The following is a 21,428-nucleotide window of genomic DNA, read 5'->3' as shown; positions in this document are numbered from 1 at the left end:
TCTATTTATTTCTAATCCTGCTATACAACGCCAGACCATATAACCCGAAAGTCATTCTGTGCCGTACGAAGACGATCGTCAACTTGTCGAACTTTCCGAGCGAGCGATACTCCGAATCATAGAAAAATCGCATCGATTGCCCGACGTATTCATGTCTGATTGCCCGGCGAACATAGCTGTACCGATTTCGCAAGCTCATTTCCGTTGAAGCCGCGAAATAAACATGAATGATGGAGAGCAACGTGCGGATGAACCGAACCGCTTTCAGCCGGGCAACATCGGTGCTTTCGATACGGCCGACCAAGCTTTCGGGCAACCCGGATTCGTACACCTCGACAGCTCGGCCGAAATAATCTTTCTCTCCGATGCTTCTCGTCGCGCTCCCTGTTCTTTCGCGGTATAAGTAACCGGCCATGTCCAGATAGACCGCGCGTGCCGCCGCGTTATAGAACAACGCGTTGAAGTAACCGTCCTCGCCAAGCGCGACTTTGGCCGGAAACGCAATGCCCTTCCGTCGAATGAGTTCAGCCCTGTACAACTTAGTGCACACTGTATTGAAGTCGTCGCTCTTCAGAAAGTACGGAAGTACCTCGCGAGTGATATAGCGGTCATCCAGCAGTTCATCCATCGGAAACGGATATCTCGTCGTCACCTGGTACGCGCCCATTTCGCTGACAAAATTCGACGCTACGACGTCAGCGCGAAACCTCTCAGCGGCCTCATACAGCCTCTCGTAGAAGTCGAGAGCTATCGTATCGTCTGCATCCACGAATCCAATATACTCTCCCTCCGCCAGGGCCAGTCCGGTGTTGCGCGCCATGCTCACCCCCTGATTGGTCTGATGGACGATCCGCATTCGGGCGTCCGTTTGTCCAAGCTCATCCAGGATGGTGCCGCTTCGGTCCGTGGAACCGTCGTTGACGAATATAAATTCACAATCGTGGAATGTTTGATCTAGCAGAGAAGCCACGCAATCAGCCAAGTATGAGCCGGCGTTATACACAGGAACGATAACACTAATCTTGCACCTCGCCCCTATTCGGTTTGCCGGCAACAATTCGTTCTTCATTGCCGGCCTCCTACCATCTTCCGCCAGCTCCAAATAAAGGGACGAAGCGGAAAATACAATAAGTGAAGTGACTTAGGTAACGGCAACGTCTCCGCATCTTCCGGATAAGGATATAGAAAACTCAGCACGAAAATCGTTTTTTGCCTCCATGTCATTAAGGAAAACAAATGACGCTTATGGTAGCGATCAACGTCTTCGGGCAGCGGCTGCGTATGCAGGTTAACGATCCTCTTCAAGTAATACATCGCTTCATAAGCCAACTTACGCGACTTGGGTGCGTCGGCAAGCTCGCGAAGCTCTCTGCTGACGGGTACTTCGAATAATGACGAAGCAAGGGCAATGGCTTGTCCTCCGATGCTGACATAGTCGTGCTTGTGCAGCAGCATAAGCAGCGACGGAGCGTCGATCGGCTGAAGCAGCCATTGCCGAATGTCTAACAGCCATCTCAATCGCGACCAACCGTGCCGCGCCCCATGGGATACAAGAAACATAAACAGATCTTCCCTACCCAGATAGCGGACATCTCTGCTGCCCATCGTCCGGACACGGCTATGATGCCAAAGTCGTTCGAAGCCCGGTTCACCCGACGGCGAAGGATTTAGCCTCCAATGCAATTCGACCTTGATTCCCTTCTGGTCATGGTAAAAAGTCGTATGATGATGCCGCCACTTCCAATCGTTCAGCACTGTGTGAATATATTCGTCCTTGACGTATCCGAGCGACGTCAACGTCATTTCTGCTTCGGTCAACTTTGTCAAAGGAATCAACATATCGATGTCGCTGGAAGTGCGTAGCGACAGGTCTCCGTACAGATCTAAAGCGAGTAAAGGGCCTTTCAAAAAAATCGAGCGAATACCTTTATCCGCCAAACTTTTGTCAATCGTCGCTATCTCGCCGCAGTGCTGGAGCATCAGAAACGTGTTCTTCCGAAAGTCGCTCTCGAAACTACCGACTACGAACGGCGGAATTCTGCTGTCCTCGGCCTTCTTTAACTTGGCGTATAAATAAGGATGAACCCGATGGTGCCTCGCCAGTTCGACGAATGCATGCCAATCCGCTCCAGCCAACAGCTCGTCCGGCAAATCGCGCACGTCCTTGCTGTTTTCGGCCCGGACGAGAGCGAGCAGCAGCTTCATATCGGATGAGAGCTCTTCGGCGACGAGAGATATCGGATAGCTCATGAACGTTCTCCTTCGTCGAATGCTTAACGAACAACCACACAGGAATTTGTTCTTTTTAACGAACAGTTACAGCGTACCATTCAGGCAGGAAAGTTGTCAATTCTTTGCGCTTGGCGGCTTAGAAGCCCGGCGAAGACCCCATCCCGTTCTCTGGCCAACTGATCGAATTGCCCTGTCTGGACGATCGATCCATGATCAAGCACGATAACTTGATCCGCGTTGCGAATCGTGGACAAACGATGGGCGACGACAATCATCGTCATCGTTCCTTTCAACCGTTCCAATACGGCTTGAATACTTGCCTCATTCTCCGCATCGAGCGCACTTGTGGCCTCGTCCAACACGAGTATCGAAGGCTTGCGTAACAGCGTTCTCGCCAGCACGAGACGCTGCCGTTCTCCTCCCGACAACCGAATGCCACGATCACCGATCACTGTATCGAGCCCTTGCGGCAGCCGCTCCACGAATTTTTGGGCGGACGCGTCGGAGAGCGCTTCCCACATGTCCTGTTCGCTTGCGCCAGACGCCATCAACTGCATATTCTCCCGTATCGTCCCATTAAAGAGGAACGGATCTTGAGGTATATAGCTGATCGCCTGTCTTAACGAGAGCAAATTCCCGTCCGTCAGTGGAATGCCGTCTACCAGAACTTCTCCCCGCTCCGGGCGTAGCAAACCCATCAACACGTCAATTAACGTACTCTTGCCGGCGCCAGAACGGCCAATAATTGCCGTCGTCTCATTGGCGCGAATCGTTGCATTTATATTTTTCAGCGCATATTCAAGATCTTCCTGACTATACCGGAAGGAGACATTTACGCATTCCAAGCTGTGTTGCAGCCGGATCGACTCGATGTCATTCCTCTCTTCCAAGGTGCTGGCAACTTCTTGCGACGAGGAGCATGAAGCGAGCAGTTCGGTCAAATTCTTAAAAGCCGGAACAGCCGATGCGATCTGCTCTCTATGAGATTGCAATTCGGTAAATCTTGGCCATAACCTGGAGAAGATGAGGATGACGAGCAGCAATTGGCTGCCTTGAACATGAAACCACGAGGCCGTCATAAAGATAAACGCTGCGACGATTATCGACTGGGAAACCTTATAATAGAGCTGGGATTTCATCCTCAACTTGGCGAATTCAAAGCGTTCGCGGGATATATCTTCGCTCCATTCCTGCAGCCATTCGTAACGCGACCGCTCGAGCATGTTACTCTTGATGTCTTTAATGCCGTTGAAATGGTCGGTCATTCCGCCGATATAGGTGCGCGCAAGCTCCGATGTTCGGTTGCCAAGCGCTTGGAACTTGGTCGCGAAAGCGCGAGACAAATACGCTATGACCAGTCCGCACGCGAGCACAAACAACGTCAGCATAGGTGACAGCCAAAGTGCGATACCGATTTGGATGAGGGTAAAGACAGCCGACCCGACAAACTGCAGAAAAACGAACGTGCCGTTGGTCACTCTCCCCAACTCGTCCGTCAATGAATGTATCAGATCGGATTTTCTTCTCCGGATGAAGAAATTCCAGTCCGATTGTAGAATCGCTCGGTAAATTTCCAGCCGTAAATGATTAATAAAGCCTGTATGTATGCGGATGTCCCGCAAACTCAAGCTCCGGTAAAGCAAACTTTGGCCGACCATCAGCAGCACGTAAGCAACCAGAATAAGGGCCAGCGCATTCGATTCAGGCATGTCTTTCAGAAAATCGAACAGGCTTAACCAAGACGACCCGCTCGATCCGTCGTTCCCGATACCGACCATGCCGAGGAGCGGGATGAGCAACAGAAGCGCGAAGCCTTCGATAAAGCTGATGGCTGTCATGCCAAATAAATTAACGTATAGCACTTTGCCAGCATAGGCATGAATTCTTTTCACAAAAAACAACAGGGGTTTCATCGCGTTCATCCTTTGGCTAGCCGATTATTGCCGTCCCGACGCGGCCGCTTCCGAAATCATGGCGATTAATTCCGGTGTCGTATACCGATACTCGGGACGGCAAATGCGATGCATAGTCGTCTGTTCCGCAATAGCGGCCGACAGACTAAAATGCCAGTTCATCAAGCCGAGACGCTGAATGAGAAATTGACGGAACGTATGGGTGTAGAGCGTCTGCAGCCTGTCCAACTTGCCGATCGGTTCAATACTTGCTTTCTCGTCTTCGCCGACCTTCACCAGCTCAAACACGCCGGCAAGCGGAACGGGATTCACGTAGAACCGGTCAGCAACAGGTACGCTGAACTTCGTCTCACGCCCGTATATGGAAGGATAATCGGCCGCGGACAAGCCGAACTGATTTAAGCTTTCCTCCCACAGCTTCTGCTGCGGGAACGATGGCGTTACAATCAGCGCCGATCGATCTTCCTTTAAGGTAACGGCGATCAAATCATCACTAAGTAGCGGGAAGCCTTCATTCATCAAAGCTGATGCCAACGTCGATTTGCCCGCACCCGATTCCCCGACGATCGCATAAGCCTTTCCTTCAATCACGACGGCACTGCCATGCAGCGGGAAGATTTGTCTTTGCATGAGAATGGCGCACATGCACGTGCCAAGAACGTATAGTCGCGACAAGTCGCCGTCCGAGCCCGCGTCCGGTGAAATTCGGATGACGTTACCGCCGGAAACTCGGAACATCGCGTTGTCTGGGACGTAGAACATCACGTCCTGTCCCTCGACAAAATGCATATAGGGAGCATTCCGCAGCCGCTCTTCGTAAGCGCCCATCGCGTCAGAATCGATTCTGACTTCGATATCAGCCGCTTCCCCCCCCAACGCCTGCCGGGGGAGCTCGGGCAAGGGAATATCGCTGCTAACGAGAAGGCCGAATGCCTTGTATTCGAATTTGGGTGTCGTTTCGTTCATCGCGTTCACTCCGCAGATTTGCTTCTTTAAACTTCACACGAAGATAGAAACCCATATACATGGGTTAGATGTACAGGGCTTCTACCTTTCGCTTGCTTGCGGCCTAAGCCGCAAACGGGAGCCACAATTAGCTCGTGAAACGTGGGTCATTCGATCTTACGCCTGGGACGTAAGCTTCGTCTGTCAAAGGACCGCTTCTCGTGGAAGCCATCGTTTGGTTCACGTTCAGCTCTTCCAAAGACGGAGATTGCCATTCTTTTTTCGATGCCATGTGGATTCACCTCCCTTCTTGAAGTCTTCGAATGAAACGGTAAACTATGAGCCCCCGCATAAGAACCCTAGCAGAAGGGTCCCAGATGAAATCCGGGCTTACTCCGTCTTCGGCTTTGCGAATCGCGTTCTCGATGGTGGGGAAATTCAAGTAACGGAACACTTCCTTGTCTGCCTTGAACCGTTGGAGTTCTTCCCGAAACGCCCCCCATTCAGGAAGCATGCGATGCACCCAATCAACGCCTTGCACCCCGCGGCTGCGCTGATTCAACCGCACGTCGTCCGGAAGTAGCTTATCGGTCGCCCGTCGGACGAGCGCCCGATCCATACCCCCTGTTACGTATTGACTTTCCGGCACGGACAGGCAGAAGCGGATGACGCGCAAATCGTTCGTCGGATCGCGTTTCCACAGTGAATACCGCATGGATAGCTTTGTCGACAGCGTATTACTCGCATTCCAGTGAAAACCATCTTCAAAATGCCTTCGACGCTGTTCGTAGACGTTCGAGGACGCGAACCAGCCAGTTTCGTCCATACCGTATGTCTTCAACTTGCCTAACACGCCTGTAGTCAGCGCAAAATCGGGGTTGATCAGCGATGGCAGCCGATAAACCGCGTCCGACGATCTCCATTTGTGTATGACGGGGAAGGCGACACCCGCAAGCTCGGCAATTCGGCGAAATCTTGCACCGCCGGCTCTCTCGCTATATAAAGGTAGTTCCCGGAGTAACTTGATCCAACGAAATCTCTTCAATAGGAGAGCGTAGTAGTCAATGGCGGAACCCCAGGAAATGCTCATATTGCCTCTCCCGCCGTTCAACAGTACGCCTACGCCGAGCCGATGGGCCTCTTCGAACATTCCCTTTAACCAGAAAGAGTTCTCGAAAAACTTATACGGCATCTCCATAACGTCGAGGAAATCTTCAATTTCCGTCAGCGGACTTCGCCCCTCGAATGGCAAGTAGCGGTCCGAGATGCCGCCAACATGTTTGACGATGGAACGAATGGCCGGACTTTCGTCCGCCATCTCGCTTCTCGGCGTGAAATCCTTAAAATCCCTGGGGGGAACGTAGCTGAGCGTATGTAGCGTCTTACGGCCGTCCTTGCGAAGCGCTCTAACCGCAAAGCTGACAATCGTCCCTGAATCCAGCCCCCCGCTCAGTTGGGCGCCGACTTCCCTGCTTGTCCGCAGTCTGGAGGAGACAGCTTCCTGAAATACTTCATGGAAAGCTTCGACGTACTCTTCATCGGACTTCAATCGTAAAGGGGGGATAGAAGAAAGCACCTCGTATTGAGACAATTTCAACCCTTGAGCGTCGACGGTCAAATAATGGGAAGGCGGAACTTGCTGTATCGATCGATATACGGTAGAAGAAGTGTCTGCCGTATCGATCATGCCCGTAATCGCTAGATACTCCGCAAGCCAAGGTTCGTGAAGTTCCCTTGTCACGCCGTGCAGCGCTAGCAGCGGTTGGATTAACGTACAGACGGCCGCGCGACTGCCCTGCATGCAATAATATAAAGTGCGGCCCCCGGAAAAATCCCTTGCCGCGAATAATCTTCGGCGTCTCTCATCCCAGATGACGAAAGCAAAGTCGCCGACCAGGTGCTTCGGAGCATTATCTCTCCACTTCTCGTAAGCCAGCAAAATCAACTCACTGTCAGTCATCGACCGACGGCGGTAAGTTTCAATGGATAACAACCGAAACAACTGCTCCCGGTTGTCAATGATAGCATCCGCTGCAATGACCAGCTTCCTGTCAGCATCGTAGAAAGGCAACCTCTCGCCAATCGACTCGGGAACGATCCATTGTGACCGACAGCCGATGAACACCGCATCTTGCTGCCAAGTCTGAGCGTCGTCCGCAGGAAACCGCTCCAAGGCCGACATCATCCTTGATCCTTCATCGGGATCCAACGGTCGTTGATCGAATTGATAGATTCCCGCGATTGCGCTCATTGCTTCCTCCAATTGTTCTTTATAAAGAACAATTGGAGTGTACCATTCGCCCCCTTATATTGTCAATTGGTTCCCCGCATCAAGCTGGCTTGATTGAAAAGGCGTGGAACAACGCTCAAGGGAATTTCAAGACGGAATAAGGTCGTAGAGCTTTATCAGTTCAGAATCATTGCTGTGATTCTTTTCTTTCAAGTAATTTGTAAGGCTCTCCCGCAACTCGGAATCCGTATACATTCGCTTAATCGCTTCGGCAATCCCTTCTGGACTCCCCTCGCAGATTATGCCATCAAGACCATTCGTCACCTGGCTGGTCGAAGTCGGATAGTTCGTTATAACGATGGGCTTGCCTAAAATCTGCGCCTCCGTTACGGTTACGGCTTTTCCTTCATACCTGGATGGTTGTACGTATAGATCGCATCTCTGAATGTAGGGATACGGATTCGACTTCTTCCCTATGAGCTTAAAACTTTCTTGCAAATTGTTATCGGCGATTAATGTGCGAAGTTCGTCCTTTTGCCCCCCGTATCCTACTACATACCATCTAATATCAGTTAAACCTGCTTCGTGAAGAATCTTTAAGGCTTGAATGGCTGTATCGAACCCTTTCACGAATGATAGTCTTCCAACGGATACGATATTAAAAAATGGACCCTCCGATATCTCCATATGAAGTGGCTCGGTTGCCTGGCTTCTTATAAAACCTGGAGATGTAATATTCTCGATTGGGACGATTTTATCGCGCAACTCCGGATATCGAAATAAGAACGATTGTGTGCAAGCATCGGATATGGAAGCAATGCGATCAAACTTCCTCCACCCCGCCAAGTCCAGTTGATTGTCAATCTCGAGCTTGCTGTAGTCCGTATGAATCCATGCGACTTTCTTCTTTGCCCTTACTTTTCTGATCACAATTTCGTGCGGCCAGGCGTAACTGATCGCCAAGTCGTATTCTTTCTTAAAACTCGGAATAATAGGGACGGACAAGCGGGACTCCAATTGCATCTGAATGTATCCCGGACCCTCGACAAGCCGTCTTCGACGAGCTTTAATCGATGCCATCGATTTGGCCAGAATACGAACCAGGGCAGCGGAATAACGCCGCTCCCGCAGGCACTGGGCAACCGACTTGCGAAATACCGTATACGCACCAATCTCCGGAAGCAAATGAACCTGTCGCGGGATCAAATTCATGAATTCGCCTTGATGGCTACAAACGAAGAGGCTTACATTATAGTTTTCATAGTCGAAGCTTTCCAACATATTAATAAGGCTTCTTTCAATTCCGCCAATCTCCATGTCGAAAACTGAAATCAGAACTTCTTTCTTCATATTGATCCCTTCGCCAGAGGTAATGGAGTCTCGTTTCCGTCTGCTTTCGTATATGGAATATATTGATTTTCTCTTCGATTCACAAACAACGTATTGGGGGGAACATTTCCCTTTACGATGCTACCTGCTGCAATAACCGCATTGTCGCCTATTGTTGCGCCTTTCAAAATAACAGCATTCGAGCCAATCCAGACATGGGAACCAATTGTAACCTCATCTTTGACCAAATGTCCTTCTCCCGCTTGTTTGTAATTATGATCATGGTCGTTGATACAGACATTAGGGGCAATTTTAGTATGCGCCCCGATTGTAATTCTGTAAGCGCAATTGATTGTACAGTTGTCATTGATAAACACTTTCTCACCCAAACGCAATTCCGCATCCGAGTCCACTCTTATGCTGACGCTCTTCCGGAGGAACACGAATTTCCCGATCCAGACATTCGCATTCTTATTAAAAATCTCTATCGAACTATTAGCTTGCATAGCCAATATGGCTCCATCGACATGTAAATTTCCAACATAGATAAGTCTGTAGAAAAAACCTCTAAGAACTGCAATCAATTGAGAAATATTCATGACCAATGTGCTCATGATACCTCTCTCTCGGTATTGCGACCAAATCGTTCGTATTGCCTTCCTAAGGAAACCCATGAAGCGTCTCTCCAATCAGCAGAATAACCGGTTTTTGTTCTTTTTAACGAACAATCCTAGCGTACCATCCGTGCAAGAATGTTGTCAATTCTTTAGACAGCTCTGATCACGTGCGACTATGGCCTCCACAAGGCTGGAAGATAGGCTTGTCCCCCTCCCAAGCATTGTATAAAATTAGAATATTCTTATGCCGCCTAGCAAATAGGGCATACATCAAGCTGCAGGTGCGAGAAAGGAACTCAACTTGAAAAGTATACTAATCTATGGTGCCGGAGGACACGCCAAAGCCGTCATCGACGTTATTGAGAAAGCAGGCGAATGCCGGGTCACAGGTTTGTTGGACAGAATTAAGCCACCGGGGACAAACGTCTACGGATACCAAGTATTGGGCAATGAAAATGATTTGGCAGTCGATGAAAGTGTTCAAGGGTTAATCGTGGCGATAGGGGACAATTGGCTGAGGGCCGAGGTAGCTATGGCTATCCGCTCCATCAGACCGGATCTGCCGTTCATCACCGCCATTCACCCGAACGCTTCCGTCGCAAGAGGTGCCGAAATCGGGGAAGGCTCTGTCGTTATGGCAGGTGCTGTCGTGAACAGCGATACACGCATCGGCAAGCATTGCATTCTGTACACGCTTGCGTCTGTCGACCATGACAGTTCCGTTGGCGACTTTGTATCGTTCGCCCCTCATGCCGCCACAGGCGGAGGTGTGTCGATAGGTGCTTATACGGCGCTAGGCATCGGGGCTAAAATCATTCATTCCGTTTCCATAGGCGAACATACCGTCGTCGGGGCAGGGGCTAACGTTCTATCACCCATCGCAGACTACAGTGTCGCATATGGTACGCCTGCGCGCGAAATCCGCGCAAGAAAGGCCGGGGAACGCTACTTGTAGCGTAGTTCCCGGCCTTTCTTGAACAAAATCTATTGCTTGACTCAGACGCGAAGTCCGGAAGCGATCTTAAGCTGTTCTCTAATGCAACCGATCACTCGATCCAAATCAGAGGACGACAGGTTGGAGCCCGACGGCAAGCAAATGCCCGATTCAAACAGTCGTTCCGACACGCTATCGTTCTCTTCATGAGCATAGTAAGCAACTCCGGCGAATAACGGCTGCAGGTGCAGCGGCTTCCAGACGGGCCGCGCTTCTATGTTGCGCTCGGCCATCGCGCCAATCAGTTCCGGAATCGCCACCCCCGTCTGCTCCCGATCAATGGTCAGCGTGGTCAGCCAGCGGTTAGATCTCGATCCTTCCAGCTCCGGCATGAACCGGAAACCTTGATCGTCCTTGAACGCCTGGCTATACCTCTCGAATACGGCCCTCCTCGCATCAACCCGGTGCGGCAGCACTTGAAGCTGCGCCCGGCCGACTCCTGCCAACAAATTGCTCATCCTATAGTTGTAGCCCATCGCGCTGTGCTGATAATGCAGCGCGGGATCACGGGCTTGTGTCGCCAGAAAGCGTGCCCGCTTCAGCGCTTGTTCGTCGTTCGAGACGAGCATGCCGCCGCCCGATGTCGTAATGATTTTGTTGCCGTTGAAAGAGTAAATGCCAAACTTGCCTATCGAACCGCTCGAAATGCCGTGATATGTCGAACCGAGCGACTCAGCCGCATCTTCTACGATCGGAACGTCGTAACGTTCGCACAGTTCCGTGATCTCTGCCATCTTGGCGCTCTGTCCGTACAGGTGAACGACGATCACCGCCTTGGGCAGCCTACCTTTCCGATCTGCCTCTTCGAACGCCCGGCGTAGCGCGCCGGGAGACATATTCCACGTCTCCGGCTCCGAATCGATAAAGACCGGCTCCGCTCCTTGGTACAGAATCGGATTAGCGCTGGCTATGAACGTAAGCGACGAGCAGAACACGACGTCTCCGGCGCCGACGCCGAGCAGTTCCAGCGCCAGATGAATCGCCGCAGTCCCGGAGCTTAACGCCGCCGCGCCGGCCGTGCCTGCATGCGCCGCGATCTCCGCCTCGAACGCGTCTACGTTAGGACCGAGCGGCGCCACCCAATTCGTGTCGAACGCTTCCTGTATGTATTGCTGCTCTCTGCCGCTCATGTGGGGCGAGGATAAATATATCCGGTCGAGCTGCTTCATCGCCTATCCCCTGCTTTCTTCTTGATGGTGAACGCTCCCCCGGAAGACGGGCATGGTCACATGGCCGCCGCTGGACACTCCTTCGGACCGTACGACTTTCTTTAAGGTCAGGAACAAAATCTTCAAATCCAGCCTGAAGCTGTAATGATCCACGTACCACGTATCCAGTTCGAATTTCTGTTCCCATGAGATAGCGTTGCGGCCATTCACTTGTGCCCAGCCCGTAATGCCCGGTTTCACGTGATGTCTTCGCGCCTGGGCCTCCGTATAGAGAGGCAAATACTCCATCAGCAGCGGCCGAGGACCGACAAGGCTGATTTCCCCTTTTACGACGTTCCACAATTGAGGAAGTTCGTCCAAGCTCAGCTTTCGAAGCGTCTGCCCAAACCGAGTCAATCTGACGTCATCGGGCAGCAATTGCCCCTGTGCATCGCGCTGGCTCGTCATACTGCGGAACTTATACATGTTGAAAGGGCGACCATGAAGTCCTGGACGCTGCTGCTTGAACAGAACCGGAGAGCCAAGCTTAACGCGAACAAGGATCGCAGTCACGATAAGAACGGGCAACATCAGCAATAGCAAAGGGACAGCCACGAGCAGGTCAAACGTTCTTTTCACTGGAATTCACTCCGCCCGATACAATCTTTCGCAGCCTCGCAATATTCGACGGCCCGATAACCCGACTTACGACCCGCTTCACTCGCCCTTGCAACCTGACCCGAAGCGGTAACCATGACTGTGCAAAATGGTGAATCGTATAGCTGTCGGATGTTCGATAACTTCCGCCGTTAATATAGTCATAAGGGCTGAAATACGTCCGCGGATAGAAGGTTACACCATTCGGGAGCGCCTGATACTGACCGTTCAGAACTAGACCGTGCTTCGCGCAAATCTCGCTGATCACCGCCGTATTCGTCGTCGTGTCGAATTTACCGTCCGGCAACAGAAAACATCTTCCGTCGTAATGACGAAGCAGCTCTTCGATCCAAACATGGCCTTTCACAGCGCCCATCGTGCCCGATTGCAGGAACGTCTCGTCCTCGAAACCGGAGAACGCTTCGTGCGTCAGAAATCGGTCCAGTGACCGGATGACTTCTACGTCCGTGTCCAAATAAACGCCGCCGTGCTCGTAGAGTGCTTTCAGACGAGCGTAGTCGCTCACGAACGCGTATTTCTTCGCTTCATATGCTTCTTTTACATAGCGGTTGCAGCCGACGTCGAAATTATCCTCGTTCCACTCGATAAATTCGTAGTCGCCGAGGTGCTTACGCCAGCTTTTCATGCATTTCTCGATTTTACCCGGTTTCGGTCCGCGGCCGAACCAGCAGTAATGGACGATGCGCGGAATGGTAGCTGCGTTGCCCATGCCGTCCTCCTTATCTGAACCACGTCAAGTAATCGCTGCGATACTCAAGACCCAGCGTAACGACATTTTCGAAAAAGAAAAAAAACAAGTATAAGCCGAGCAGTAGCACATAAATCAGCTTCTGATCTTTCTCGCGGAATATTTTGATTATCCACGATATCAACACGATTTGATAGAGCGAGAAATAAATAGCCATACGCGCGAAAATCCAGTTCTGGGTCGAAATAATCATAATGACAACACCGATGATGGAGAGGTTGACGAAGACGTCGATGTTCGGATACAGCTTACGCAGCTTATCCCTGCCGAAATAGGCCACAAAGAGCGGTAACGCGTAGAAAATAACGCGTATCACGCTGGCTCCGCCTTCCTGGAATTGCTGGTATTCCCCATACGACGTATCCTTAAGCGCAGCGAATAACAGATTCTGAAACTGGTTGAATCCGAATACGATGACGACGGCCATGGAGAGCAACACAAAAGAAGACACCGTCCAAGCTCTCCTACGGACCAGAAAGTAAATCGGAAGCATAATCAGCGCGCTCTGATGGAAAACTGCAGCCAACAGAACGATGGCGAAATACGGTTTCCATCTTCCCTTAATCAAATACTTCGTCGCGGCGATGACAATGGCAGCAGCAAAATATTGCCTCATACCGTTCATTGAGACGATGTAGGCTCCCGACGTGATGTATATGAACACGGCAACCTCGAACAAACGGGAGTACCGATACAAAGCGGCGACGATAAGAATATTGGTGAATAGCGCCATTAGAAAGATGAGCAATTGGGGGTCGTCCGTTATTTCCTTGAGCAGCTTCTGCAACAGATTAAATCCAATATCTTTCTGCTGCAAAATCGCATACCAACTGAAGTCATTAACTTCGTAGGCATGCATGTAAAAAAACGTGTCTCCGATATTGTTGCGTAGTCCGGACACCAGAATCAGGGTGCTTGCGGCAAGCACCGCATACAACCGGTTGGGAGTCACGGTCGCAGTTGACGAGCCTAACCCGGCGGGAACGGAGAAGTATCTCGCCAATAAAGCAAACATATAGGAGAACATCAACGTCAGCCACAGTATCGTCATGAAGCATCCCTTCTGCCGGCCACGATCTAGGTTTTCTTACGGATATAGAGATACAGCAAGAAGCCGGGAAGCGCAGCCAGCAGCGTCAATCCTTTGTTCGGCGTCTCACTCAGCCACTTGCCGTTGCGGGACAGCAGGCAGCTTGACACATAGTGCACGGCTTGCCTGAATTTGAATGAGAGGCTCGCGAACGGAAGATTCATCAACTGCACGCGGTAGAAGGCGAACCCTTTAGGATTGGCGCGATATTGTCGAAGCATATTCCTGGACGAGCCGTCCGCTAAATACTCGACGCAGCAAAGCGGTTCGTTCATAAGCAGGAGTTCGTATTGCCGGTCCATCATGTGGTACTTATAGGCAAGTCCGACGTACCTCTCTCCCTCAAATATGGGGTAAGGAAACTGCTTCGTCAACTCCGTTCGGTAGACGAGTTTTTTGTCACCCGTTACGCCATGCTGTTGATACAGCGCGAACAGCGTCGAAGAACGTTTGTTTGCCGGGAAAGCCGTTCCGATAACCGCTCCGCTTGTGTCAACATCCAGCCCGGCAATTCCGCTATATTGGTCGCTTCCGTGCGTTCGCCAGAAATTTACGATCTTCTCGACCGCATCTCCGGGCATATAATCGTCCGAATCGATGCAGACATTCAGCTCCGTCTCCATCAGTTCATACGCCGTGTTATGCGCACCGTGCATCCCCTGATTGTTCTGACGATGATAGCGTAATGCAATCTTCCCATCGGAAAGCCATTGCTTAACCAGTTCCTCGGTGTTGTCCGTCGAGCCGTCGTCGATAATCAGCCATTCGAAGTCGTCGCACGTCTGAAGCAACAAACTCTCGTATACTTGGTGGAGACAATAAGCCCGATTGTACGTCGGGGTAAATACGGTCAACGTCTTCATCGGTTACCTCGTCCGGGAGTAGTAGTATTGCTGGACCCAACTCGCCTTGTCCTTAATGTCGTAGCCCTTCGCAGCAAGAGCGTCCGGAGCGATTCTTCTTGGTTGCGGCCGATCCATCGCTTCGATCAGTTGATCGAGACATTGCTTCTTGTCGCCAAGCGGAAAATATCGAACGAGGCCAAGCCCCATGTCCGCTTCGTCCGACACCGCATCTGAGACAAGGCAACGAAGCCCCGAGCCCTGCGCTTCGACAAGCGTTACCGGCAACCCTTCGTGCAAAGAAGGAAACAATAACACGTCGAAAGCTTGCAGCAAGCGGTGAACATCGCCTCGGACGCCAAGAAACTTCACTTTGGAGGCAATGCCCAATTGATGGACTCGCTGCTCCATGGCCGAACGAAGCGGTCCGTCGCCCGCCAACAAAAGGAAAACCTCCGGACGAATCGCACATAACTCAGCGAATCGATCCAATAAATAGGCATGGTTCTTCTGCAATAGAAATCGCCCGATATGTCCGACAACGAACGATGAGTCGGGGAGTCCAAGCTCCTCTCGCACTTGCGCTCTTGCTTGGTCGTCGTAAGCGAACCGCTCTCTTTCGATTCCATTTTGCAAAAGGACGGACTGTGCTGCCTTTCCCGCGAAGAGCCACCTGGCTGCATCATCGGAACAAGCAAACCGATCCGTGGCTGCATTACGAAGAGACCTACCTATGTACCACTTGAACAGACGACCGGCGTAACCGCCTTCGCTCCTCGTGTTGTGACTGTGCGCGATTCGGACGGGGGTTCCAGCCTGCTGGGCGCAATGCAGCACAAGGCCGCTCATTCGGTCCATATGGGAGTGAACGATATGATAATCGCGGTGCTCTCGGAAGAAAGCAAGCAAAGACTTCTTATAAGCGCGATAACCTTGATCCGTGATATAAGGAATTCGGTGCACGACGCCGCCCATCTGGCGAATTTCCTCGTCGAACACTCCCGCTTTGCTCGTCAGGAAGTCGAATTGAACCTGGGAACGATCAATATTCCGGTAGAGGTTCATAACGAGCGTTTCGGCGCCACCCCTGTTCATATTAACGATGACGTGAAGCACTCTTATGGGGCTGCCCAACGAGATCTCTCCGCTTCTATCTGTAATTCGGGTGCATAAGGCATATATATATCTGTTAATTCGGCTTGCACTCTATGAAGGGTATAGCGGTCGATGCGTCGCAAGTTTTCCTTCTTCATCTGGAATCGCAGCCGCTCGGAACTGGCCAACTCTTCCAACCTCGCAGCAAACCCTGCTGCATCAAGGGGATCGAGCAAGAAGCCACTGACATTATGCTCCACCAGTTCGTTGTGCCCGCGATTGCGCGATGCCACAACAGGCAGTCCGCAGGCCATCGCTTCCATAATGTTGACTGGCAGCCCTTCTCGCAAGCTGCCTGACACAACGATGTCGCATGCGGGTACAATGCGAGGAATATCGTCCCGATAGCCGAGGAAGTCGATACGAGAAGCGACGCCGAGCTGTTCGGCCAATTTCCGGCACTCCTGCTCTAGCCCACCTTTGCCCGCAAATAACATTTTTGCCGCAGGCGCGCGATCCTTCAACATCGCCATCGCTTCGATGAGAACCCGGTGATTTTTATTCACGTTAAACTCCGCCGCATAGAACAGCAGCAGTTCGTCGTCCCGATAGCCGAGTTGACGCCGCAAGGCAGACTTCTCTGCGGGCTCCAGCGGCTTGAACCGACTCGCGTCAATACCGATTCCGTGAACGTGCGCCAGTTGCCCCGCTCTTAGCTTCCGTTCCGCCGCCAGCGCGAAGTCTTCATCGTTAATGGTAATCAGACAATCCGTATGCCGAGCGAGCCACTTCTCAATCGGATAATAAAGCAGCCAGTTCTGGAGCGGCGCCCCTTTGTAGAAATGAAACCCGTGAGCCGTATACAACACTTTCGCACCCGAGCGCCGAATGTTTCTCGCAGCCAAACGGGCTACGACACCGCCCATCGGCGTGTGGCAATGAACAAGGTTGTATTCGTGCTTGTCCATTAACGCCTTCACTTGCCGGTAAGCACTAACGTTGTCCAAGCTGAAAGGGGAACGGGAGAAAGGGATGTCGAACTTGCGATCGACGTAAGGAAGCTCAAGCTGACCGCGGGCTGCGATATGCACATCCCATCCGGCTTCCTTGAACTTGCGCAACGTAGGAAGATGGAAAGCGCGAAAATGGTAATCCACCGTCGCGCAGAACAACACTTTACCCGGCATGCTCGGCTTCCCTTTCCAGCACGCGTGCCATATAATCGAGCAAATCTGAGCGCAGTTCGTTGCGCTTAAGCGCGAACTCGATCGTCGTCTGGATAAAGCCCATTTTCTCTCCAACATCGTAACGCGTTCCTTGGAAATCGTACGCATAGACCGCTTCGGATCGATTTAGCGACTCGATTGCGTCCGTCAGTTGAATTTCACCGCCCGAACCGGGCTGCTGCGTACCGAGAATATCGAAGATACCCGGTGTAAGAATATAGCGGCCCATGATGGCCAGATTGGATGGCGCATCCTCCCGCTTTGGCTTCTCTACGAGATGGCGAATTTGATACAAGGACTCTTCGGCGATTCGTCCGTCAACGATGCCATATCGAGACACTTCCTCGTTTGAAACATGCTGAACGCCGATAATAGACGAATGATAGCGGTCGAATTTCTCGATCATTTGCTTCAGACACGGCTTGTCTGCTGCAATAATATCATCGCCCAGAAGCACGGCGAACGGCTCTTGGCCAATGAACTTCCTGGCGCACCAGATCGCATGACCCAACCCTTTCGGCTCCTTCTGCCGAATGTAGTGAATATCGACCATACGCGCCGACTTCTGGACTTCGCTAAGCAACTCGAATTTTTCCTTCTCGAACAGCACCTTCTCGAGCTCCATGGAGTTGTCGAAATGATCTTCAATGGCGCGCTTGCCTTTGCCCGTGACAATAATAACATCTTCAATTCCCGACTCGATCGCTTCCTCGACGATATACTGAATCGTCGGCTTGTCTACGACCGGCAGCATCTCCTTCGGCATCGCTTTCGTTGCCGGCAGGAACCTCGTTCCTAACCCAGCGGCAGGGATGATTGCCTTTTTAACTTTAGCCATATAAGAATTTGTCCTCCTGTTTACACCGACAAAACCGATTTGGTATTCGGCTCCATTCGGTTGTTGGCGATATTGAGCAGCAACTCGCGAAGCTCGATAACGGAAAGGGAGGAGTACACTTGCAACAAACGCTCGATCCGTCCGTAATTCACTTCTGTCGATTTGCCGATATAAATTTTCGGGAACACTTGTACATCATGCACTTCGTTCTCTTTCAACAACTCTTCGTACAACTTCTCACCGGGCCGCATGCCAGTAAACTCAATCGGAATTTCCTCCAGCGAATAGCCGGACATCCGGATGACGTTTTTCGCCAGATCGACAATTCGCACCGGTTCGCCCATGTCGAGCACGAAGATTTCTCCGCCGCGGGCGAGCGCTCCAGCCTGGATGACCAACCGGGAAGCTTCGGGAATGGTCATAAAGTAGCGAACCATCTCCGGGTGCGTAACCGTGACAGGTCCGCCTTTCTCGATCTGCTTGCGGAACAATGGGATGACGCTGCCCCGGCTTCCTAGTACGTTGCCGAATCGGACAGCGACGAATTTTGTCTGGCTGAAGCCGTCCATATGCTGGATAATCATCTCGGCAATCCGTTTCGTTGATCCCATGACGCTTGTTGGATTCACCGCTTTGTCCGTGGATACCATAACGAAAGTGCCGACGCCTGCCAAGCTTGCTGCCCGCGATGCGTTTAACGTTCCAATAACGTTGTTTTTAACGGCCTCTTCCGGATTGCGCTGCATGAGAGGCACGTGTTTGTGCGCCGCTGCATGGTAGACGACGTCCGGTCGATGTTCTTCCATAATGGCGATAATTTTCTTCTCGTCTTGCAAGTCGGCGATTTCCGTGTAAAACTGGATGTCGGTGTTCGGATACAGCGCCTTTAGCTCGATTTCAATCGAATAGATGCTATTCTCTCCATGCCCGAGCAGTACCAGCTTGCGCGGATTGAACTTTGAGATTTGGCGGCATACTTCCGACCCAATCGAACCGCCTGCGCCAGTAACCAGAACGACTTTATCCGTGATGTAACTCGATATTTTGCCAAGATCAAGCTCGACCGGCTCTCTTCCCAATAAATCTTCGACCTGGACATCGCGGAACTGACTGACCGACACTTTGCCGATCGCGATATCTTCAAGCTTAGGCATAATTTGCATTCGAGCGTTCGTCTTGCTGCAAATTTCAACTATCGCTTTCAGTCGCTGGCTATTCAATGACGGAATAGCGATAACGATGCATTCGATCTGATGTTCTTCGACAAGACGTCCAATGTCGGTAATTCTTCCGATAACCGGAACGCCCATAATATCGAGATGAAGCTTGGCCAATTTATCATCGACGAAAGCGACTGGAACCAGTTGGGAATTGGACGGGTCGGACATCAACTGCCTCACAAGCATCGTTCCCGCCGCCCCTGCCCCTACGATCAACAGGCGCTGTTTCTCTCCTTCTTGTTTTTGCTCTTCCTGATTTCCGAACAGCAAACTGCGTGTTACGCGCCAGCAAAATCGGGAACCTCCGATGCACAGAAGGTGAAGCATCCACGTGACGACAAGCAGTCGTGCGTAGGCATGGCCGAATGTCGACCATTGAACGACCGCGGCCACAGTCACCGATAACGTGATGGATTTCGTAATCGAGATCAGTTCCCCGACGCTCGCATACTCCCACGCCTTCTTGTACAACTTGTACCTGATCGCAAACAAATGATGGCTAACCAGCAATGTTCCGGAAGTCACGATCATAGTGAGCGAGAATGTATCCAGTGGCGCTACGACGAGCGAACGCCCGATAAAGATGGCCAAGATGACGATAAGCGAGTCAACGAGAGTCAAAAATGCCAATCTTTGCTTATATCCCAATAGTTTCACATCCTCAAGTCTCGTTAATGTTCTTTATAAAGAACGGAGGTTCAAAATTTTTTCGGGCCCTCTTCGGCCCGGACTACGTAATACTCTTACCGTTCATCAACACGACGCCAAGTATGTTCGCTTTACCGAATTCCAGGTTTCTCTTGGCCAGTAAAGCTTTGTTGCTGTTCGTGCGTCCGCCGGAAAGGACGAGAACCGTGCCATCGCAGCGGCTTGCCAACGTGCACACGTCGGACGCGCCGAGAACGGATGGACAGTCGAATACAAGGACGTCATAAAGAGCCCTGGCCTGGTTCAACAGCTCGGTCATCGCTACGGATTCCAGACGGTTCATCGCTTCATGATAGAACGAGCCGCCGAGAAGAAGCTTCAGATTGGGAATATTGGTCTCCCTAACGGCCTCTTCAAGCTTCGCTTGCTGGACGAGAATTTCGGACAAACCCGGAGATGCCTGCATATCGAACAAAGAATGCAACAGCGGCTTGCGAATATCAGCATCCACAAGAAGAACACGTTCTCCGCGCTGGGCAAAACCGATAGCCAGGTTCATGGCAGCCGTTGTCTTGCCTTCCCCGTCCGACGGAGATGTCACGACAAGAGAACGCAAATTGCCACGCGCCGCAAACGTAATATTGTTGCGGATTTCTCGGAATTGCTCCGCCAAATTAGAGTAAGGCTGATGATAAGAAGCGAGGCAACCGCCAATTAATGTTTTCGATAATTTCTTATTCTTGAACATTTATCGATTCGCCTCTCTTCTGAACGGTCTTGCTTCGTCTAGCCCTTGCGGCGACGTCCCGTTTCTTGAACTTTGTCGTCTGCCCTAATAGATACATATTCAACTGACGCTCAACATCTCGCCGCGTCCGAATGGTATCGTCCAAAGAATCCACAAGGAATATTAATCCAATCCCTACAAACAGACCCGCTATTGTACCAAAAATAAAGGCTCGATTGCTTGGAGGATTTATCGGAGCGGATACAGCGTCCGGATCGGCCTCGGTCAACACTTGGGCACTGGCCGTCGGAAAGTATCTCGTGATTTGTTTGGAGAAAGCATCTACCGTAGCATTTGCCATGCGTGCCGCTGACCGGGTATCGGTGTCGACTGCCGTAACCAACGTAATTAATGTGCCTTCCACGCTTCCGACACTGATGGAGTTGCGGAGGTATCCGACCGTTACGTCCCCTCCAAGTTCAGCGATTGCTTGTTTCAAAACAACCGGCTCTCGAAGAAATGCTTTAACCGTTCCTAACATTTGTTCGCTATCCACCATGATGATAATGCGGGCAGTGGACGCATACATTGGAGTCTGAGAACGAGTACTATACATACCCCCCAGAATCGCACACACGATCGTAGTGACCACGGCAATCCAAAGCCTTCTACGAATTACGTTAAAAAGTTCTTTTAAGTTGATTTCTTTAACCCCGCTTGCAGGTGTATGTTGATCTTCCTTGAACGTGCGTTCCTCTTCCATGCCTTCACCCGCTCGATTCCGCTTGAAAATACATGTGTTGTTTTCAATTTTAGTTCTTTATAAAGAACATGTCAATGTGCAGGCTACTTTTCTCACCCTCATTTGTTCGGTATATCGATCTTTTTGTTATAATGGTTACGATGAA

20 protein-coding genes are annotated in these 21,428 nt (G+C 51.2%); 1 reads left to right on the top strand and 19 read right to left on the bottom strand.

The window, feature by feature from the left end; genetic code table 11:
• Position 1: 1 nt before the first annotated feature.
• The 8 genes from ACFPOF_RS29080 to ACFPOF_RS29045 form a co-directional block, all read right to left on the bottom strand.
• Positions 2-1,069, bottom strand: a complete 1,068-nt coding sequence (locus ACFPOF_RS29080; protein WP_378138891.1) for a glycosyltransferase — start codon at positions 1,067-1,069, stop codon at positions 2-4.
• Entirely contained in the window at positions 1,066-2,250 is a 1,185-nt protein-coding gene (locus ACFPOF_RS29075) for a nucleotidyltransferase domain-containing protein (protein ID WP_378138889.1), read from the bottom strand. The genes ACFPOF_RS29080 and ACFPOF_RS29075 overlap by 4 nt, the downstream gene beginning before the upstream one ends.
• An 80-nt stretch (positions 2,251-2,330) precedes the next feature.
• Positions 2,331-4,145, bottom strand: a complete 1,815-nt coding sequence (locus ACFPOF_RS29070) for an ABC transporter ATP-binding protein (protein WP_378138888.1) — start codon at positions 4,143-4,145, stop codon at positions 2,331-2,333.
• A 24-nt stretch (positions 4,146-4,169) separates the two neighbouring features.
• Positions 4,170-5,111, bottom strand: a complete 942-nt coding sequence (locus ACFPOF_RS29065) for an aldolase (protein WP_378138887.1) — start codon at positions 5,109-5,111, stop codon at positions 4,170-4,172.
• Positions 5,112-5,238: 127 nt separating this feature from the next.
• The gene (locus ACFPOF_RS29060; RefSeq protein ID WP_378138886.1) at positions 5,239-5,382 is read right to left on the bottom strand and encodes a paeninodin family lasso peptide; all 144 of its coding nucleotides are present in this window, start codon (positions 5,380-5,382) and stop codon (positions 5,239-5,241) included.
• Between the two features lie 6 nt (positions 5,383-5,388).
• Positions 5,389-7,341 (bottom strand): asparagine synthase-related protein, encoded by a 1,953-nt coding sequence (locus ACFPOF_RS29055; protein ID WP_378138885.1) that lies wholly within the window; start codon positions 7,339-7,341, stop codon positions 5,389-5,391.
• 126 nt (positions 7,342-7,467) lie between these two features.
• Complete coding sequence (locus tag ACFPOF_RS29050; protein ID WP_378138884.1) at positions 7,468-8,670, bottom strand: glycosyltransferase; 1,203 nt, start codon at positions 8,668-8,670, stop codon at positions 7,468-7,470.
• A complete protein-coding gene (locus tag ACFPOF_RS29045) occupies positions 8,667-9,263 on the bottom strand; it encodes an acyltransferase (RefSeq protein ID WP_378138883.1) in 597 nt (198 codons plus the stop codon). The genes ACFPOF_RS29050 and ACFPOF_RS29045 overlap by 4 nt, the downstream gene beginning before the upstream one ends.
• A gap of 304 nt (positions 9,264-9,567) precedes the next feature.
• Between ACFPOF_RS29045 and ACFPOF_RS29040 the strand changes: the two genes are divergently transcribed.
• The gene (locus ACFPOF_RS29040; protein ID WP_378138882.1) at positions 9,568-10,221 is read left to right on the top strand and encodes an acetyltransferase; all 654 of its coding nucleotides are present in this window, start codon (positions 9,568-9,570) and stop codon (positions 10,219-10,221) included.
• Between the two features lie 41 nt (positions 10,222-10,262).
• Here ACFPOF_RS29040 and ACFPOF_RS29035 read toward each other — a convergent pair whose 3' ends face one another.
• The 11 genes from ACFPOF_RS29035 to ACFPOF_RS28985 form a co-directional block, all read right to left on the bottom strand.
• Positions 10,263-11,429 (bottom strand): DegT/DnrJ/EryC1/StrS family aminotransferase, encoded by a 1,167-nt coding sequence (locus tag ACFPOF_RS29035; RefSeq protein ID WP_378138881.1) that lies wholly within the window; start codon positions 11,427-11,429, stop codon positions 10,263-10,265.
• Positions 11,430-11,432: 3 nt separating this feature from the next.
• Positions 11,433-12,047 carry a sugar transferase gene (locus ACFPOF_RS29030; protein ID WP_378138880.1) on the bottom strand — a complete coding sequence of 205 codons (615 nt, stop codon included), beginning with the start codon at positions 12,045-12,047 and terminating at the stop codon, positions 11,433-11,435.
• Positions 12,031-12,795, bottom strand: a complete 765-nt coding sequence (locus tag ACFPOF_RS29025) for a glycosyltransferase family 32 protein (protein ID WP_378138879.1) — start codon at positions 12,793-12,795, stop codon at positions 12,031-12,033. Before ACFPOF_RS29025 ends, ACFPOF_RS29030 begins: the two co-directional genes overlap by 17 nt.
• A 10-nt stretch (positions 12,796-12,805) precedes the next feature.
• On the bottom strand, positions 12,806-13,885 hold the full coding sequence (locus ACFPOF_RS29020; protein WP_378138878.1) for an EpsG family protein: 1,080 nt from the start codon (positions 13,883-13,885) through the stop codon (positions 12,806-12,808).
• A 26-nt stretch (positions 13,886-13,911) separates the two neighbouring features.
• The gene (locus tag ACFPOF_RS29015; protein ID WP_378138877.1) at positions 13,912-14,787 is read right to left on the bottom strand and encodes a glycosyltransferase family 2 protein; all 876 of its coding nucleotides are present in this window, start codon (positions 14,785-14,787) and stop codon (positions 13,912-13,914) included.
• A gap of 3 nt (positions 14,788-14,790) precedes the next feature.
• Positions 14,791-15,900: a glycosyltransferase family 1 protein gene (locus tag ACFPOF_RS29010; RefSeq protein WP_378138876.1), complete on the bottom strand. Its 1,110-nt coding sequence runs from the start codon at positions 15,898-15,900 to the stop codon at positions 14,791-14,793.
• Positions 15,885-17,048: a glycosyltransferase family 4 protein gene (locus tag ACFPOF_RS29005; RefSeq protein WP_378138875.1), complete on the bottom strand. Its 1,164-nt coding sequence runs from the start codon at positions 17,046-17,048 to the stop codon at positions 15,885-15,887. Before ACFPOF_RS29005 ends, ACFPOF_RS29010 begins: the two co-directional genes overlap by 16 nt.
• A complete protein-coding gene (galU, locus tag ACFPOF_RS29000; protein ID WP_378138874.1) occupies positions 17,038-17,925 on the bottom strand; it encodes a UTP--glucose-1-phosphate uridylyltransferase GalU in 888 nt (295 codons plus the stop codon). Before galU ends, ACFPOF_RS29005 begins: the two co-directional genes overlap by 11 nt.
• A 20-nt stretch (positions 17,926-17,945) precedes the next feature.
• Positions 17,946-19,793, bottom strand: a complete 1,848-nt coding sequence (locus ACFPOF_RS28995) for a polysaccharide biosynthesis protein (protein WP_378138873.1) — start codon at positions 19,791-19,793, stop codon at positions 17,946-17,948.
• 82 nt (positions 19,794-19,875) lie between these two features.
• The gene (locus tag ACFPOF_RS28990; RefSeq protein ID WP_378138872.1) at positions 19,876-20,541 is read right to left on the bottom strand and encodes a CpsD/CapB family tyrosine-protein kinase; all 666 of its coding nucleotides are present in this window, start codon (positions 20,539-20,541) and stop codon (positions 19,876-19,878) included.
• Positions 20,528-21,283 carry a YveK family protein gene (locus ACFPOF_RS28985; protein ID WP_378138871.1) on the bottom strand — a complete coding sequence of 252 codons (756 nt, stop codon included), beginning with the start codon at positions 21,281-21,283 and terminating at the stop codon, positions 20,528-20,530. The genes ACFPOF_RS28990 and ACFPOF_RS28985 overlap by 14 nt, the downstream gene beginning before the upstream one ends.
• Between the last annotated feature and the right edge of the window lie 145 nt (positions 21,284-21,428).

This window comes from Cohnella soli (assembly GCF_042655525.1).
Classification (GTDB): Bacteria; Bacillota; Bacilli; order Paenibacillales; family Paenibacillaceae; genus Cohnella; species Cohnella soli.
Note: the sequence above shows the minus strand (reverse complement) of the source record. Positions and strands in the feature narration are given on the sequence as shown.